Below are 16,805 nucleotides of genomic sequence, written 5' to 3'. Positions count from 1 at the left end.
GGCGGACCTTGCCGGGATGACGAAGATGACGATGCAGGATGCGCTCACGCTGATCGGGAACTACTACGCCGCATTCAACCGTGGCGACTGGAGCGCGATGCTCAACCATCTGACCGACGACGTCGTGCACGACCTCAACCAGGGTCCGCGCGAAACGGGCCGCGAGGCGTTTCGCGCATTTCTCGCACGCATGGAGAGAAGCTATTCCGAGCAGTTGCGTGACATCGTCGTCGCGTCGAATCCCGATGGCACGCGCGCAGCGGCCGAATACGTCGTGCACGGAACCTACAAGATCAGCGACGAGGGCCTGCCACCAGCGCATGGCCAGAAGTATGTACTGCCCGGTGGCGCGTTCTTCGAGATCCGTGACGGCCGCATCGCGCGCGTGACCAACTACTACAACCTGCAGGACTGGATCGCGCAGGTCGGCGGCGCCTGAGCCCCTATTGGCATCAGCCTTCTCCGATGCGCATGGCGTATCGAGACGACGCGCATCCCGCGCATCGATGTTCAGCGGCCAGCCGTGGAATCGAGTTCCCTCGCCAATGCGCGGATGCTCGGGTGCTCGGCGTCATAAACACGCCGGTACGCCGCAAGTGCTTCCTCACGCAGCGCCCTTGCTTCGCCTGCAGCGTTCTCGTGGTCGAGCACGTCGGCGAGCAGCTTGTCGATCTCGGCCTGCGTGACGTGACTGGCGCTTTTTCTGGCCAGCAACATGGTGCGTGCCTCGCGTGCGAAACGCTCTCCCTCCGCCAGACGGCCGCTGGATGCCAATGCCGCGCCATAGGCAGCCTGTGCCCACAAGGCGGTTTCCGTGGCGCTCGCGAGACGCGATGTGACTCCGGCTAGATGGACCCGGCTGGCGTCCAGTGTCTGCAATGCCTCGGCGTGATGCGCGCGCAGTTCGGCCATACCCAGCTTCAATTCGGTGGTGCCGACGCTCGGGTCGTTCGCTGCGGCGAGCAGTGACCTCGCCTCACGCAGCGTAACGATCGCCGCTTCATCGTCGCCGGTGCAGGACTCTGCGTGACCGAGGTTTGACAGCGTGATGCCGAGCATGCCAGCGCCCGGTGGCAGGGCGCGTCGCGCGACGCCGACAGCGTTGCCGAGCGTCGTGATCGCCGCTGCGCAATGCCCCATATCGACTTCCGATGCTCCCAGTTCGTTGTCGACGTAAATGCTGCGGGCATGCCCCGGGCCGAGTACGTGTTCCAGCATCGTGTGCGCTTGCTGAGCCAGGGTCTCGCTACGGGCGAAGTTTTCCTGGTAGGCGGCGTCGGCCGACAGATTCATCAAATCCATGGCGATATCGGCGCTTTCCGGTCCTTCCTTCGCTTCGCGCTCCTTCAGCACGGCTTCGTGCCAGCGCAGCGCCTCGGCGTGATCGCTCTGGCGATTGGCCATCTTCGCGAGCCCGGTCATGACGCTGATGCGATCGCGCCCGTACGCGTCGTCTGCGCCACGCAGGATCGTGTACGCCTCGGAGAACTGCGCTCGCGCGTCGTCGATGTCCCCGCTTTCCTCCATCGCGATCGCCAGCTGCCCCAAGGCCGCGCCCACCTGCGGAGCACGTTCCCCATGCATCTGTCTCAGCTGATCAACGCTGTGTTGCTGCAGATGGCGCGCGAGCTTGGGCTCGCCGAGCCGCATTAATCCGCCAGCCAGCGTCGTGCGCAAGTCGACCTGCAGTTCGGGCGCATCGGCGAATTCCTTGTCGATGCGTTGCGCGGCATCGCGCAGCAGGTCGACCGTGGTCTTGCCGCTTCGCTTCGATTGAAAAGGGTTGGCGTCGGCGAATAGCGCGGCCAGGAACGTCTTGGCGTGGTCGGCGCGCGTGGCCATGAGTCTGGCTTCGTGCGCTTGCCAAAGAGCGACGCTGCTGGTGCCGATCAGCGCGAGGATGGCAAGCGCCGCAATTGCCACGGCAGCGCGATGCCGGCGCATGAAGCGCGTTGTGACATAGGCGAGTCCAGGCCGTCCGATACCCAGCGGCCGATGGTCGAGCCAGCGTTGCAAATCCTCTCGCAGCATGGCGACGGATTGATAACGCTGCCCGGGGTTCGGCGCCAGCGCGTGTGCGGTGATGCGGCCCAGGTCCCCGCGCAACAGGTGCGTGGCAATTTTCGTATTGGTGTGCGACGCGGTCGCGGTTTCCGTTCCCGTCGTCGCATAGCGTGCAAGCTCAGCGGTGGTCCATTCACCGCTGTGCTCGATTGTCGGCAGGCGCTTGCCGCAGATCAGTTCGTACAGCATCAGCCCCAGCGCGTACACGTCGGTCGCTGTGGTGGCGCGTTCACCGCGCAGCTGCTCCGGCGCGGCGTACTCCGGCGTGAAAACACGAGTCACTGCCGTCTGTTCCTCGCCGGGATCGAGCATCAGCGCAATGCCGAAGTCGAGCAGCTTGACCGTGCCGTCCCTGCTCACCAGCACGTTCGTCGGCTTGAGGTCGCGATGCACGACGAGTCGCGAATGTGCGTGCGCCACCGCCGCGCAAACCTGGTCGAACAGGCGAACGCGCGCTTGCATGTCGAGACCGAGACGCTCGCAGCAGGCAAGCAACGGCTCGCCATCGACGTATTCCATTGCAAGCCAGGCGCGACCGCCCTCGATGCCTGCATCGACGAATGCAGTGATGTTCGCGTGCACGAGCGAGGCGAGGATGCTGCGTTCACGAGAGGCCAGGCGCGACGCCTGCGACGCGCCGCCGTCGAGGAGTTTCAATGCGACGCGTTGGGTGAAATCGGTGCTGTGGCGCTCCGCAAGATAGACCACGCCCATGCCGCCGACGCCGATTGGGCGCAACAGGCGGAAGGGTCCGATCTGCGCCGGCATCGCTTCCTGTACCTGCATCGGACCGTCGTTCGCGGGATCTTGCGGAACGGTGCTCTCCGCGGTCGCGAGCGCGCGCGCAGCGCTCGCGAGTTCCGCATCGATCAACGCGATGTCGTCGAGTTCTTTCGCGCGCGCAACAGCAGACAACGCGTCGAGGCGATCGATCAGCGCGCGAAGTTCGCGCCAGCGTTCGGCACTGAACAGCGGCGGCATTTGTGCATCGTTCATGGCATGTCGCCGAGCGCAAGACGCAGATAGTTGCGCGCCAGAGCAAGATCGCGCTGCACGGTGCGCACGGTCACGCTGCGCAGCTCGGCGATCTGTTGCACGGACAATCCGGTGAAGAAGCGCCAACTGAAGGCCTCGGCGAGTTCCGCATCCTGCCGTTCGAGTGCGGTAAGCGCTTGCTCGATCGCGAGCGTCTGCGGCGCATCGAGCGTGCGGTCGGCAATGTTCTCATCGAACTCCGTGCGCACCAGGTCGCCGCCGCGTTTCTGGGACAGTCGCTCGCGTGCGTGGTCGATCACCGTCTGGCGCATCGCGCGCGCGGCGAGATTGAAGAAATGGCGTCGGTCGTTCAGCGCGGCAAGTGACCCACCGGCCAATTTCAGGAACGCCTCATTGACGAGCGCCGTAGGGGTCAGTGTTGCCTGGCCGTTGGCTGCTCCCAGCTGGCGTGCGGCGAGGCGACGCAATTCGGCATAGATCTGCGCATAGGCACGGTCGCCGGCGTCGCCGTCGCCGCCGGCCGCGGCGCGAAGCCATGCAGTCAGTGGAACCGGATCCGTCATAGCCGTCTGTGATTTTTCGCCCAGGCAACCCTAGCACAGCCGGCATGTCGCGAACTGCGCCGTATTCCGTTTCCATGGTAGGGCCGCCCATTTTCCATGCCGTTGGTTCGGCATTCGACAGTTCGGAGGGCATATGCAGATCGCGTCCGTTGCACGCCATCTTCCGCTCAAGCCGCTCGCGCCGACACGATCGCCAGTGACCCGCAGCTGGTGCCATTGTCCAATCACGGAGGTCTTACGCGCACACATGCGCTGCTTGCGACCAGTCGGGCTGTCGATCGAGGCGTCGATACGGCGCTGACTGCCGGGCGCGACCAGCGCGGCCCCGGATAGTTTCGCACGGTCGGCGCGGCGCCCGACATCGGTGCCTACGAGCGTCAGGATCCCGACGACGAGATTTTCTATAACGGATTCGATTAGCCGCGAATGGAGCAGCCCATGGACACCATCACACGCATCCGCAAGAAGCCGCTCGCGGCCTGCATGGCAGTCGCTATCGCTGTCGCGTCGCCCGCCGTGCTGGCGAATACGATTTCCGTATCCAATTGCAACGACAGCGGCATCGGCAGCTTGCGCGCCGCGATTATCTCCGCGAGCAGCGGAGATACGGTGGACATGGGCAGCTTGTCCTGCAGCACCATCAGTCTGCATACCGGTGCGATCAAGATCAGCCAGGGTGACTTGACCTTGCAGGGGCCGAGCGGCCGGGTAACCATCACCGGCAAGTACAACGGCAGCGTGCAACACAGTTACATCTTCGGTCATTCCGGCAAGGGCACGTTGCGACTGACCGACCTCGACATCACCTATGGTGCACAGTATTCCAGCGCAGGCTCCGTGGGCGGCGGCTGTATAGCGTCAGCAGGCAGCGTGCACCTGTTGCGTACCACGGTATCCAAATGCACCGCTCAATCCACGGTCGGCCGAGCCACCGGTGGCGGCATAGCCGCAGCCGGCAACATTGCCGTCGAGTACAGCACGATCAGCGGAAATTCGGCGATCTCCAGCGGAAAGGTGCATAGCTACGGCGGCGGCGTTTGGGCCGCCGGAAACTTCACTGCGAGGTACAGCACCATCAGCGGCAATCAATCGAGCGGCAGCGCAGGCTATGGCCTAGCTGGCGGCGTCTACGCGCGGAAGAACGTGGATATTTTTGCCTCGACCATATCCGGCAACCGCGCGGAGTTCGAGGCTGGCGGCATGGCGGTGTTTTCCAAGAGCCCCGCAGCGTATTCCGTCTACATCCACAGCAGCACGATTTCCGGGAACAGCGCGCATACGAACGCCGTGGGCGGCGTGGCTTCGGATGTTCCGGTCGTCCTGCGGAACAGCACGATTGCCTTCAACACGGCAGCCACGAACAAATCCGGTCCTTATTTCCTCGCTGCTGGATTGACGGTGATACCGAGCTACGGATCGATTTCCGCCGACCTGCGAAGTTCACTGCTGTCCAGCAATACATACGGCACGAACGAGGCCGATTTCGCCGCGATCAGCGGCGGCGGCAAGACCGTCACCGTCAGCGGCGCGAACAACATGATCGGCGTGGCAACGAGCGGTGCGCCGCCGGGCACGATCCTCAACCAATGCCCGTTGCTTGGATCCCTGCGCAACAATGGTGGACCAACGCAGACCCACGCGTTGCTCAGCCACAGTCCCGCCATCGACGCCGGCAGCAGTCCGGCGGGGCTGGCTTTCGATCAGCGTGGCTCGCCGTATGCGCGCGTTGATCACGGTGCGGCCGATATTGGCGCTTACGAACTGCAGCAGAACGATATCGTATTCAACAACGGCTTCGATGGTTGTCCATAGCGCAGGCGTTTCGCGAAATTGAGCGGTCGTTCCCGGCTTCGTTCGAGGCTCAAGCCAGCCCCGTCGCACGATCTTGCTCGTGCTTCGTGTGCGCTACGATAGAGTTCCTGCCCGAGCCCTTGCGCGCGTGCGGCCGCGACGGGTACGCCTGAAGGAACGACGCATGATGCAAACAGAGCGCGGTTCGTTGCGCGCGGCCGCATGCGGCGCGCCCGCCACAATCGCTCATGTTGCCGTCATCGGCGGCGGACCGGCCGGCCTGATGGCAGCCGAAGTCGCGCGCGCGGCGGGCGCGGAGGTCGATCTCTTCGATCGCATGGGTTCGGTCGGGCGCAAGTTCCTGATTGCCGGCAAGGGCGGTCTCAACCTGACCCATTCCGATCCGTTCGAGACGTTCACGGCGCGCTATGGGGTGCGCCAGCCGGAGATTGCGCGCTGGCTGCGCGGGTTCGATGCGGATGCGCTGCGCGAATGGGCGCGCGGACTCGGTGTCGACACCTTCGTCGGCAGTTCCGGTCGCGTGTTCCCGATCGATCTCAAGGCCGCACCGCTGCTGCGTGGCTGGGTGCGCCGCTTGCGCGCGAGCGGCGTGCGCTTCCACATGCACCATGACTGGCGTGGCTGGGACCAGAGCGGTGCGCTTCGTTTCGTGCACGAGGGGGAAGAGCGGCGCGTTGCCGCCGACGCGGTCGTGCTGACGCTCGGCGGCGGCAGCTGGCCGGTGCTCGGTTCCGATGGTCGCTGGGTCGCTCCGCTCGAGCAACGTGGTGTCGACGTTGCACCGCTGGCGCCGGCGAACTGCGGCTTCGACGTCGCGTGGAGCGAACACTTCGCGAAGCGTCATGCGGGCCAGCCGGTCAAGCCGGTCGTCCTCGAATGGCGCTGCGCGGACGGCTCGCCGACGCGTCGTCAGGGCGAGTTCGTGATCAGCGCGAACGGTGTCGAGGGCAGCCTGATCTATGCCTTCAGCGCGCAACTGCGCGACGCGATCGCTACGCACGGCGCGACTGAGATCCGCCTCGACCTCGCGCCGGGACGCGAGCTCGAGCGTCTTGCCCGCGAGCTCGCGCGTCCGCGCGGCCACCGCTCCCTGAGCGAGCACTGGCGGCGCCACGCCGGTATCGAGGGCGTCAAGGCGGGTCTGCTGTACGAGGTGCTCGCGAAGGACGAGCGCGAGGACAGCGCGCGCGTGGCTGCGGCCATCAAGTCGCTGCCGCTGACCTTGCTGCGCCCGCGTCCGCTTGACGAGGCGATCAGCACAGCCGGCGGCGTGCGCTTCGATGCGCTCGACGAGCACTTGATGCTGCGCGCATTACCGGGCGTGTTCTGTGCCGGCGAGATGATCGACTGGGAAGCACCGACCGGCGGTTATCTCCTGACCGCCTGTTTCGCAAGCGGACGCATTGCGGGAGCGGGCGCGGCGAGCTGGCTCGCCGCGACCACCTCCGATCCGCATGTTTCGCCAAGGCGAAACGATCCTTGAGTCAGAGCGTGCCGGCGATCGGCAGCGAGGCCTGGCCGAACACATAGCGCCATCCATTCGGCGTGCGCGTGTACACGTCGCTGAACCACAGCGTGTGGTCGAATGCTTTGCCATCGTCGGTGCCTTTTACCCACAGCAGCGCGGTCACCACCGCGGTGTCCTTCCAGACACGGACGGTCCGGTGGGTGTCTTCCTGGTGCTCGTAGACGATCTTTCCGCGAGCCTCCTTCAGCAGGTCGGCCTTTCCGAATGTCTGTCCTTTGCCAAGGACGAGAACGAAGTTGTCGGCGAGGATGCGATCCATCGTCGCAGCGTCACGGTCTTTGACAGCCTGCTGATATTGCTCGTCCAGCGCGGCGACGAGCTTCATGTCCTCGGCATCGGAGGCATGGGATAGCGCCGCAGTGATGGACAACAAGGCGGAAGCAAGTACGGCGAATGCTTGTGGCATGTTCACTGACATGGATGGACTCCTGGTCGAGGGCAACGGAAGAGTGCAGACGGGACGATGCTCCGCAAGCAATCCGCTAGGGAAGGTCTGAACAAGTCAGGGCTCGTCATTCCGGCGAAGGCCGGAATCCAGTTTTTCAACGACTTGCCGTAGAGCTGGATCCCGGCTTTCGCCGGGATGACGGCTTGTTCAGAGGTTCCCTAGGCGATATGGACCGCCTCGACATTGTTGCCGTCCGGGTCGAGCAGGAACGCCGCGTAATAGGTCGGGCTGTAGTCCGCGCGCAGGCCGGGCGCACCGTGGTCGCGGGCGCCGGCTTTGACACCGTTCTTGTGGAACGCGTCGATCGTCGCGCGGTCGCGCGCGCGGAACGCGACATGCACGCCGGGACCCTTCGAGCCCTTTGCGGCATAGAGCCACAGGGCGGGCGCACCTTCCGGGCCGAAGCCCGCACCCGAGGCGTCGCGCGAGCACAGCACAAAGCCGAGTGGTGCGAGCGCGCGTTCGTAGAAGCGCACGCTGGCGTCGATATCGTTCACCTTCAAGCCGATATGGTCGTACATGGAACCTCCGATTCGTGAATGGGAGGTCAGGGTACGACTCCACCCCGAAGCCGATCTTGGAAAATCTTGCGGTCGCCCCGGCTGGCTTGGCGGAACCGTCGGGGTGACACGCCGGCCGCGCGATGGAACGTGCGCACGAAGTTGGACAAGTCACCGAAACCGACATCGAACGCGATGTCGCTGATCGAGTGCACGTCGTCGGCCAGCAGGCGTGCCGCGCGGCGCAAGCGGCAACGAACCAGGTATTGATGAGGCGTGACACCGAGAGCGGCAGCGAATACTCGCAGGAAGTGGAAAGTGCTGAGGCCGGCTTCGTTTGCGGCGTCTTCCAGATCCATCGATTCGTGGCAGTGCGCGTCGATGCGAAGGGCCGCCTCGACAGCCCGGCGCCGATCGCGGGTGTGCAGCCGTGGCGGTTCCCGCGTTCGCCCCGAAACGATCTCGACGAAGCGGTTCGCGAACAGCAGGCCGGCTTCGTCGAGGCCGATATCGCTGCGGCCGTCGGCCGCCGCCTGCGCGAATTCGCCGAGCACCATCAGCTCCGGCAGCGGCGGAACGCCGCCGACGCGCCAGGCCGTGCGCATTTCCACTGCCGAACCCCGGCTCAGTGTGTCGACCAGCGCGGGCGCGAGGTGGAACGAAAGGCACTCGTCGCCACAGACATGGTGGTCGTGCGTGCAGACGAACTCATCGTCGGGATAACCGACCAGCACCGAGCCAGCCACCAGTTCGAAGGCTTCGCCACGGCAGCGGTAGCCGAAGCTGCCCGTGCGCACGTACGAGACCGAGAAGTTGCGGTGCTGTTCGACGTAGGGCGTGTCGCCCGGCCCGGCGCTGCACCGGTAATCGATGACGGAGAGCGATCCGCGTTCGAGCAGCGTGGTGGTGCCGGGCATGACAGCGAGTGTACTCCGCGCCTGTCAGCGCAAGAGGGAGCGCGCTGCCGGCTCGAGCACAAGCCGTTCCGGCGGCGACTTCAGGCGCTTGGTCAGGTCCGGCAGCACGTGAGCTTTCCACTGGGGCAATGCGGCCAGGCGCGCCTCGGCCTCGCGCCATGCCGCATCGCTCGGAAACTTCGCGAACCAGATGAAGACATGCTCGCCGGCGCGCACCGGCAGGCGCGGGAAGGTGTTCTCGGCGGTCTCGGTCTCGAAGCGCGCGATCGGGCGTGCACCGGCCTCGACGAGCCGTGGCTGCACCTCGGTGTCGAAGAAATGCCTGAACTCGTCGTCGATGGGCTGGTCGCGATAGTAGATCGTCGCGATCACACGTGACGAAGGCCGCACGGTCGTGCCGACCGGAGCGCGCGCGGACGTCGGTGCGGCGAACGCGGCGGTCGCATCGACCGGGCGCAGCAGCAGCACGTTGTCCGAATCGATCATCGTCGCGTTGGCTTCATTGCGATGCGCCTGCCAGACCGGGCCGCCGTAGAACGCCTGCAAGGCTTGCGCGCGAGAGGGCATGTCGGGGAAGCCGCGGATCCAGACATAGCGGTCGGGCTTGTCGAGATCGCGGAATTGGCCGACGAGGTGCATGCCGACGGCTTCCTGCGTCTCCACGAACTCGCGTTCGAACAGGTCGATCAGGACATCGCGCTGGCCCGGATGGAGCGTGTACTGGCGCAGTTCGATGATGGAACAACAGGGGGCCTGGGCAATGTCGGTCATGGGGTTTCCGCGGCTGGATGATGGATCGGGCGCGGCCGATGCGGGCCTCGCGCCAGCGGTGGCGACGGCTGCGAGCAATGAAGCGATCGCGCTGAACACGGTGTGGCGCAGATGCATGGAGCAGGCTCCGTCGGACAGATCCGGAACTGTGCGGGCCTCCTGCTGACACCATGTGTCAGCAGACATCCGATGAGTCCGACAAGACCGGTGGCACGCTTCGTGCTGGGTACATGGCGGCAGAGCCGCTAACGCAGGTGGCATGATCGACATCCAGACCTTCATCGGTTCCCAGGTTGCGCCGCATCTCGATGCGGTCGCGGCGCTGCGTATCGCGGTATTCCGCGACTGGCCCTATCTGTACGCGGGCGACACCGGCTATGAGAAGAAATACCTCGCGACCTATGCCCAATCGGCGGAGAGCCTGTTCGTGCTTGCGTTCGACGATGATCAGGTGATCGGCGCCTCGACCGGCATCCCCTTGACCGACGAGACCGCCGCATTCCAGCAGCCGTTCCTCGACCGCGACATCGCGCTCGAGGATGTCTTCTATTTCGGTGAATCGGTGCTGTTGCACGACTATCGTGGCCTCGGTCTCGGCCACCGCTTCTTCGACGAGCGCGAGCGCTACGCACGCCATCTCGGGCGCTTCGACCTGACCGCATTCTGCGCGGTCGAGCGCGATGCGGACGACTCGCGACGACCCGCGACGCACCGGCCGAACGACGTGTTCTGGAGCAAGCGTGGCTACCGCCGCCAGGACGACATGTTCTGCCAGCTTGAATGGCAGGAGATCGGCCACGATGTAGCGAGCTGCCATCGACTCCGCTTCTGGCTGCGCCCTCTGGACCAGCAATGAAACTCAAGATCGCCGCTGCGCAGTACGGCATCGGCGCGCCCTCGGACTTTGCGGCGTTTGCCGGCCGCGTCGGCGCGCGCGTCGCGACTGCCGCGCGCGCGGGTGCGCAGCTCGTCGTACTGCCGGAATATCTCGCGCTGGAAGCGGCGGCCGGGCAGGGCGATCAGGTACGCGCCGATTTCGTGCGCTCGCTCGCGGCGCTGCAGGCGCATCACGAAGGCTACGTCGCACTCGCACGGGAGCTGGCGACACGGCACGCGCTGTATCTGGTCGCGGGCACGTTCCTGCTCGACATCGGCGGCGGCCGCTACCGCAACCGCGCGTATTTCGTGTCGCCGGACGGCAAGCTCGCGTTCCAGGACAAGCTGACCTTGACCGGATTCGAGGGCAGCGCCGGCGTGATCGAGCCCGGTGACGCGCTCAAGGTGTTCGACACCGCATTCGGTCGCATCAGCATCGATGTCTGCTACGACGTCGAGTTTCCGTTCTATGCGCGCGCGCAGGTCGAAGCCGGCGCACGCGTGATCCTCGTACCGAGCTGCACCGATACCGAAGCGGGCGCAACGCGCGTTCGCGTCGGCTGCCAGGCGCGCGCGCTGGAGAACCAGGTCTACGTTGCCTGCGCGGTCACTACAGGCGAGGCCCCATGGAGTCCGGCGCTCGACGTGAATACCGGCCGCGCGGGGATCTACACGCCGATCGACCGCGGCTTTCCATCGGACGGCGTCGCCGTGCGTGCGCAGGCGGCGGACGACTGGGCATTCGCGGAACTCGATCTTGCCACGCTGGATGCGTTCAAGCGCGAGGCGCAGGTCGCCAACGCGAACGACTGGCTGGCGCAGTTGCGGCCACCGGTCGAGCGCGCGCGCGTCGAAACTCTGTAGATGCCTCTCCTACAACGAGCGCCAGTTCGGAATTGTGTAGAGCCGTTCGTGGTGAGGTATCGAACCATGAACGGCGGCGTCCGATGCCGTTCACCCTTCGATACCTCAGGGCGAACGGTTGGAAGGTTGAGCAATGCATCGATAGCGCAGGCAAGAAGCGTCGGCGGCAGCCGCATATAATCGCCGCCTGTCCTACCGGAGCCTGCGATGAACGCCCCCACCCGCATCGACACCACGCGCGTGATCCGCGCGCCCCGTGGCACGCAGCTTTCCTGCAAGAGCTGGCTGACCGAAGCCGCGTTCCGCATGCTCCAGAACAACCTGGATCCGGACGTCGCCGAGAAGCCGAGCGAACTCGTCGTCTACGGTGGCATCGGCCGCGCCGCGCGCAACTGGGAATGCTTCGACGCAATCCTGCGCTCCCTGCGCGAGTTGAACGATGACGAGACCCTGCTGATCCAGTCCGGCAAGCCGGTCGGCGTGTTCCCGACCCACAAGGACGCACCGCGCGTGCTGCTCGCCAACTCGAACCTGGTGCCGCACTGGGCGACCTGGGAACACTTCAACGAGCTCGATAGGAAAGGCCTGATGATGTACGGCCAGATGACGGCGGGCTCGTGGATCTACATCGGCTCGCAGGGCATCGTGCAGGGCACCTACGAGACCTTCGTCGAGATGGGCCGCCAGCATTACGGCGGTTCGCTCAAGGGCAAGTGGATCCTCACCGCCGGTCTCGGCGGCATGGGCGGCGCGCAGCCGCTCGCGGCGAGCCTCGCCGGTGCGTGCAGCCTCAACATCGAATGCCAGCAGGACCGCATCGACATGCGCCTGCGCACGCGCTACGTCGACGAACAGGCCAGCGATCTCGACGACGCGCTCGCGCGCATCGTGAAGTACACGAAGGCGGGCGAGGCGAAGTCGATCGCGCTGCTCGGCAACGCAGCCGAGATCCTGCCGGAGCTCGTGAAGCGCGGCGTGAAGCCCGACGCGGTCACCGACCAGACCAGCGCACACGATCCGGTCAACGGCTACCTGCCGCTAGGCTGGACCGTCGAGCAGTGGTTCGAACGCCGGAAGAGCGATCCGAACGGCACGCGCGACGCGGCGAAGAAATCGATGCGCGTACACGTCGAGGCGATGCTCGCGTTCCAGAAGCAGGGCATCCCGACCTTCGACTACGGCAACAACATCCGCCAGATGGCCAAGGACGAAGGTTGCGCGAACGCGTTCGACTTCCCAGGCTTCGTGCCCGCCTATGTGCGCCCGCTGTTCTGCCGCGGCGTCGGCCCGTTCCGCTGGGTGGCGCTGTCCGGTGACCCGGAAGACATCTACAAGACCGATGCGAAGGTCAAGGAGCTGATCCCGGATGACAAGCACCTGCACAACTGGCTCGACATGGCCAAGGACCGCATCAGCTTCCAGGGCCTGCCCGCGCGCATCTGCTGGGTTGGCCTGGGCCTGCGCCACAAGCTCGGCCTCGCCTTCAACGAGATGGTGCGCAACGGCGAACTGAAGGCGCCGATCGTGATCGGCCGCGACCACCTGGATTCCGGTTCGGTCGCCTCACCGAATCGCGAGACCGAAGCGATGAAGGACGGCAGCGATGCGGTCAGCGACTGGCCTCTGCTCAACGCGATGCTCAATGTTGCAGGTGGCGCGACCTGGGTTTCACTGCATCACGGCGGCGGGGTAGGGATGGGCTACTCGCAACACTCCGGCGTGGTCATCGTCTGCGACGGCTCGGAAGAAGCGGACAAGCGGCTTGCGCGCGTGCTGTGGAACGATCCGGGAACTGGCGTTATGCGGCATGCAGATGCGGGGTATGAGATTGCGGTGAAGTGTGCGAAGGAGCAGGGGTTGAAGTTGCCGATGGAGTGAATGTCCATTCGGAGACTTGGATTGATGTCTAGCTGCCCATGGCGAAATCAAAGCATCATCACTGGGTTCCGCAGTTCTACCTTCGGAACTTCTCGCTACAAGACGTTGGCAAGGGTGGCGCGCCCAAGATCTGGGTGTTGACCAAGCAGCTAGAGATGCCAGATGCGCCTACGGCGATCCGCAATGTCGCTGGACAACGATACCTCTATGCTCCTGAAGGCGCGAGTGGAGTTCGCGATTGGTCCGCCGAGGAATTCCTCGGACGCGTGGAGTCTGCCGCTGCTTCTGTCTGGTCGGAATTGACTAGCGGGAAACCAGACTTGAGCGACCCTGTGCTTCGCGAGACTGTCGCGAGATTTGTTGGCCTGCTGCATCTAAGAAATGTAGCGGTCCATACATCGATCGATAACATCATCGAGCTCAGAACAAAGCTTTGGGGACCGCTCTCCGATACAACTATCGCGCGACTACCGCCAGGTGCCCCTGATCCCACGGATTCCGGTAGATTTTTCGCTGCAACACTGATGCGTGATGCGGAGAAGATGACGAATCTCTTCTCGGAGCCCCATTGGGTCGTGGTCGATGCGGATCGCGATGTCTTCATAACGTCCGATCGGCCAGTCGTCTTTCTGCGTGGTGGCGGTCCCGGACGGCATGATTCAATTGCATGTGTGCCGATCGGTCCTAAACGTGCCTTGATGACACTCGGTGACCGGCTGGATCGCGGTCATACTTACGGGCGCCTGCCGCTTGGCCTGAATGAAACGGTCAATGCGTTTCTATTTCATAGGTGCATAAGGCATGTCTATTCAGGTAGACCGATCAACGAAGTCGTAGCTGAACTAAATGAGATCGGGTTGGGTGAGGGCGTAAAGATGACGGCTCGGTCAGACGCACAAGCGTCCACCGATTGAAGGGACGCCCGACACAGGACCTGCAGGTGAGCTGACTGTACCCCTGAACTTAGAATCGCTGCCGCCTCGACGAACGATGTCCGACGAGATCACCCGCCAAAACCATTACGTACCCGTCTGGTATCAGCGCGGCTTCCTTGCTCACGAAGCGACGGAGCTGCATGTACTCGACCTCCGGCCGGACGTCAACGTCCTCGCCGATGGGCGCACGTGGACCCCGAACGCCAGGCGGCGGTTGCCCCCGGTCGGCGCGTTCGCCGCGTGCGACCTCTACACGACGTTCTTCGGCACGCATGTCAACGACGAGATCGAGAGGCGACTCTTCGGGGGCATCGACGACCGCGGATCGCGCGCGGTGCGCGCTTACATCGAAGGAGACGCACGTGCGATGCACGACCGTTTCCAAGACTTGTTCGAGTACATGGACGCGCAGAAGCTGCGAACGCCCAAGGGTCTCGAATGGATCCGGACGCGCTACCCGACACTGGATCAGGCGAACTTGATGCTGGAGATGCAGGGGCTAAGGCTGATGCATTGCCGGATGTGGATGGAAGGGGTGCGCGAAATCGTTTCGGCCGAGAACTCAGACATCAAGTTCATCGTCAGCGACCACCCTGTTACGACCTACAACGCCGCGTTTCCGCCAGCGTCCTCAGCTTGTTCGTACCCAAGCGACCCGCTCATTGAGCTCATGGGCTCGCCATCGGGAACGTGCTACAGCCTCGTGATGAGCTTTTCCTATTCGGCGGCGAGACGTACATCGGTCATAACGACGGCAGCGTTAGCTACCAGGATGCGTTCGGTCGGACGTCACGCTCGCATGAGTACCTCGCCAAACCCCGACGAGACGCGGATCCCACGCCGCAGGAACCGTGCGGCTGCGGCAGCAATCGGCCGTTCGGGGAATGCTGCGCATCTCTGGCCCCAGAAGACCGACCTTCATGGGCCGTGTTGGGCATTCGAGAACGCAACCTCACGCTCATAACCGCCATCGAGGAGATCCTCGGCCTCGATAAAGGAAAGACTTGGGAGGACGTGCGGCGCGAGCTGAGCGATGATCATGTCGTCGCCATTCATAAGGCCATTGCAGACCTATGGCCGCCGGACACCGATCTCGAAGCGCTGTTGCCCCGTCCGCAACGCGGACGATTGCGCGCGTTGTATTTCGGCGTGCCGGACTTTCGAATGCTGGAGCCGACCATCACGGGATGGCTCGCGTACTTCGACGAGATCGTGATCGTGCATCCCTTCACGAACCCCGTATCGGTACGGCCCGAATACAGCCCGGTCGTATCCCCAGCGCAGCATCGCGAACAAACGCTCAAGAACGTCCTGCTGTTTCTGGAGCTGGAGCCGTACATTGGGTTTGGCTTGCTCCATGTCATCCCGGATCCGGGCGACTTCAACGCTGAGTTCGGATGGAACGCCATGCGGATGGCCGAAGAACGAACCTCCGCCATGGAGCTCGATGAGGAAAGCGCGCGACGGTTCCAGGGCATGTATGGCGACGAGGCGCTTCGCTATGTTCGGAGGCTGCCTGAGCCGGCGTTGAGACACTACATCAAGCAGCAGACGCCGAGCATTCCAGACGCGCTACTCGACGAGGTCGTCGCGCACATGAAAGCGCAGCTCAACGATGATCCCATTGCGTTGCTCCAACCGTTGGAGGTGGGCACGGCAAACGCGCAATTGCGTGTGATCAAGGGGTGCCCGCTTGAGGGGGCGCTGTATCTTGCCACTTTGACGGGCTCCATCGTGTACACGGATGTGCCGATCTACTGGCGTCAGCTTCACGAGCACACAGTTGCGGCACGCGACGGCATGGACCCAGTGTGGATGCCGATGGTGGAGGCTTTGCGTCACGTCGAGTACCCGTTGGGAGTCCACGCACGTACGGTGCTCAGACCAAGGATGTCGGATGCGTTCGAGGCGATGCGTACAGCGTTGCGGGCTGTTGGTGACGCGGCGGCAAACCGTGCGGATGCGCGTCCGCATGAGGCGCTCGCGGCGTCGCTCCGAGATGCCGTTGAACCGATGCGGAGGGACTGGAACCCCATGAGCGCTGAACCGTGGGTAGGTGCACAGCTGGAGTTTTCGGTCCCCCGCGGCGGTTTCGCGCGCCAGGAAGTTCATCGTTTGCTCATCACGTACGGTAAAGCTCGGACCGTCGTACCCGTGACGATGGCGCTCTTTGTGCGCTACACGTCTCCGCGGAATTTTTCTACGGAAACTGCGCAGTCCGCCGATGCTGCGGACGCCAGAATGAAACCGGAGTCCGAATAAGCGCAAAACAGGGGTCGCAAAACAGGGGTCCGCAAAACAGGGGTCAGAGTCGACTTTCTCTCCCTTTGATGCAATTGTCAGGAGGCTAGGCTCCAGCTCGTTTTGGAGATCCATCGAGCTCGGCCATACTGGGAAAGACAATTCGTGAGGGGGTGGATAGTGTCTTCCGTCATTCCGCAGCCGGTTGTCGCCAAGCTTACAAGCGCCGCCATTTTTCTCGTTGTGACGTTGAATTCTGAACCTCGCCACGAAGAGGTGGTGCGAGCGCTTTGTGGCGACCTGGCGTCTCTTTTGGCGACCCTGAAGGCCGCCTGTCCTGCGTCAAAACAGGGGTCACCATTTCGCCGCCCTCGTCAACCGGTCACAAGATTCCCGCTCCGCGACGAAGAGG

Annotated in this window: 17 protein-coding genes and 1 pseudogene; 11 read left to right on the top strand and 7 right to left on the bottom strand. The window is 64.0% G+C overall.

From position 1 onward, the window contains the following. The first annotated feature begins 16 nt into the window (after window positions 1–16). On the top strand, window positions 17–439 hold the full coding sequence (locus ABD002_RS00085; RefSeq protein WP_343785871.1) for a ketosteroid isomerase-related protein: 423 nt from the start codon (window positions 17–19) through the stop codon (window positions 437–439). Between the two features lie 71 nt (window positions 440–510). Here ABD002_RS00085 and ABD002_RS00080 read toward each other — a convergent pair whose 3' ends face one another. After that, window positions 511–3,060, bottom strand: coding sequence for a protein kinase domain-containing protein (locus ABD002_RS00080; protein ID WP_343785869.1), 2,550 nt, complete (start codon window positions 3,058–3,060; stop codon window positions 511–513). Further along, window positions 3,057–3,623 carry an ECF-type sigma factor gene (locus tag ABD002_RS00075; RefSeq protein ID WP_343785867.1) on the bottom strand — a complete coding sequence of 189 codons (567 nt, stop codon included), beginning with the start codon at window positions 3,621–3,623 and terminating at the stop codon, window positions 3,057–3,059. Before ABD002_RS00075 ends, ABD002_RS00080 begins: the two co-directional genes overlap by 4 nt. Window positions 3,624–3,719: 96 nt before the next feature. On the opposite strand from ABD002_RS00075, the gene ABD002_RS19605 reads away from it, so the two are divergent. After that, the gene (locus ABD002_RS19605; RefSeq protein WP_379988378.1) at window positions 3,720–3,956 is read left to right on the top strand and encodes a choice-of-anchor Q domain-containing protein; all 237 of its coding nucleotides are present in this window, start codon (window positions 3,720–3,722) and stop codon (window positions 3,954–3,956) included. Between the two features lie 83 nt (window positions 3,957–4,039). Here ABD002_RS19605 and ABD002_RS00070 read toward each other — a convergent pair whose 3' ends face one another. Further along, on the bottom strand, window positions 4,040–4,240 hold the full coding sequence (locus ABD002_RS00070; protein ID WP_343785865.1) for a hypothetical protein: 201 nt from the start codon (window positions 4,238–4,240) through the stop codon (window positions 4,040–4,042). Here ABD002_RS00070 and ABD002_RS00065 point away from each other — a divergent pair. Then, window positions 4,239–5,435 carry a choice-of-anchor Q domain-containing protein gene (locus ABD002_RS00065; protein ID WP_343785863.1) on the top strand — a complete coding sequence of 399 codons (1,197 nt, stop codon included), beginning with the start codon at window positions 4,239–4,241 and terminating at the stop codon, window positions 5,433–5,435. The two genes, ABD002_RS00070 and ABD002_RS00065, sit on opposite strands and share 2 nt — an antisense overlap. 163 nt (window positions 5,436–5,598) lie before the next feature. Continuing rightward, window positions 5,599–6,918, top strand: coding sequence for a TIGR03862 family flavoprotein (locus ABD002_RS00060; RefSeq protein WP_343785862.1), 1,320 nt, complete (start codon window positions 5,599–5,601; stop codon window positions 6,916–6,918). Between the two features lies 1 nt (window position 6,919). Here ABD002_RS00060 and ABD002_RS00055 read toward each other — a convergent pair whose 3' ends face one another. From ABD002_RS00055 to ABD002_RS00040, 4 genes are all read right to left on the bottom strand, one after another. After that, window positions 6,920–7,369: a nuclear transport factor 2 family protein gene (locus ABD002_RS00055; protein WP_343785860.1), complete on the bottom strand. Its 450-nt coding sequence runs from the start codon at window positions 7,367–7,369 to the stop codon at window positions 6,920–6,922. Between the two features lie 200 nt (window positions 7,370–7,569). Continuing rightward, window positions 7,570–7,932, bottom strand: coding sequence for a VOC family protein (locus ABD002_RS00050; RefSeq protein ID WP_343785858.1), 363 nt, complete (start codon window positions 7,930–7,932; stop codon window positions 7,570–7,572). A gap of 26 nt (window positions 7,933–7,958) precedes the next feature. Beyond that, window positions 7,959–8,828, bottom strand: a complete 870-nt coding sequence (locus ABD002_RS00045) for a helix-turn-helix domain-containing protein (protein ID WP_343785856.1) — start codon at window positions 8,826–8,828, stop codon at window positions 7,959–7,961. A gap of 24 nt (window positions 8,829–8,852) precedes the next feature. After that, a complete protein-coding gene (locus ABD002_RS00040; RefSeq protein WP_343785854.1) occupies window positions 8,853–9,599 on the bottom strand; it encodes an NIPSNAP family protein in 747 nt (248 codons plus the stop codon). 259 nt (window positions 9,600–9,858) lie between these two features. On the opposite strand from ABD002_RS00040, the gene ABD002_RS00035 reads away from it, so the two are divergent. From ABD002_RS00035 to ABD002_RS00005, 7 genes and pseudogenes are all read left to right on the top strand, one after another. Further along, window positions 9,859–10,455, top strand: a complete 597-nt coding sequence (locus tag ABD002_RS00035) for a GNAT family N-acetyltransferase (RefSeq protein WP_343785852.1) — start codon at window positions 9,859–9,861, stop codon at window positions 10,453–10,455. Further along, the gene (locus ABD002_RS00030; RefSeq protein ID WP_343785850.1) at window positions 10,452–11,339 is read left to right on the top strand and encodes a carbon-nitrogen hydrolase family protein; all 888 of its coding nucleotides are present in this window, start codon (window positions 10,452–10,454) and stop codon (window positions 11,337–11,339) included. The genes ABD002_RS00035 and ABD002_RS00030 overlap by 4 nt, the downstream gene beginning before the upstream one ends. 207 nt (window positions 11,340–11,546) lie before the next feature. Further along, complete coding sequence (gene hutU, locus ABD002_RS00025) at window positions 11,547–13,217, top strand: urocanate hydratase (RefSeq protein WP_343785848.1); 1,671 nt, start codon at window positions 11,547–11,549, stop codon at window positions 13,215–13,217. Window positions 13,218–13,255: 38 nt separating this feature from the next. Beyond that, the gene (locus tag ABD002_RS00020; protein ID WP_343785846.1) at window positions 13,256–14,131 is read left to right on the top strand and encodes a DUF4238 domain-containing protein; all 876 of its coding nucleotides are present in this window, start codon (window positions 13,256–13,258) and stop codon (window positions 14,129–14,131) included. 76 nt (window positions 14,132–14,207) lie between these two features. After that, window positions 14,208–15,116: a hypothetical protein gene (locus ABD002_RS00015; RefSeq protein WP_343785844.1), complete on the top strand. Its 909-nt coding sequence runs from the start codon at window positions 14,208–14,210 to the stop codon at window positions 15,114–15,116. Further along, window positions 15,080–16,414 carry a hypothetical protein gene (locus tag ABD002_RS00010; protein ID WP_343785842.1) on the top strand — a complete coding sequence of 445 codons (1,335 nt, stop codon included), beginning with the start codon at window positions 15,080–15,082 and terminating at the stop codon, window positions 16,412–16,414. The genes ABD002_RS00015 and ABD002_RS00010 overlap by 37 nt, the downstream gene beginning before the upstream one ends. Before the next feature lie 159 nt (window positions 16,415–16,573). Further along, a pseudogene (locus tag ABD002_RS00005) lies at window positions 16,574–16,805 on the top strand (hypothetical protein); the annotation flags it as partial.

This window comes from Dokdonella soli (assembly GCF_039523175.1).
GTDB lineage: Bacteria > Pseudomonadota > Gammaproteobacteria > Xanthomonadales > Rhodanobacteraceae > Dokdonella_A > Dokdonella_A soli.
The sequence above is the reverse complement of the archived record's forward strand: the minus strand, read 5'-3'. Positions and strand labels throughout refer to the sequence as shown.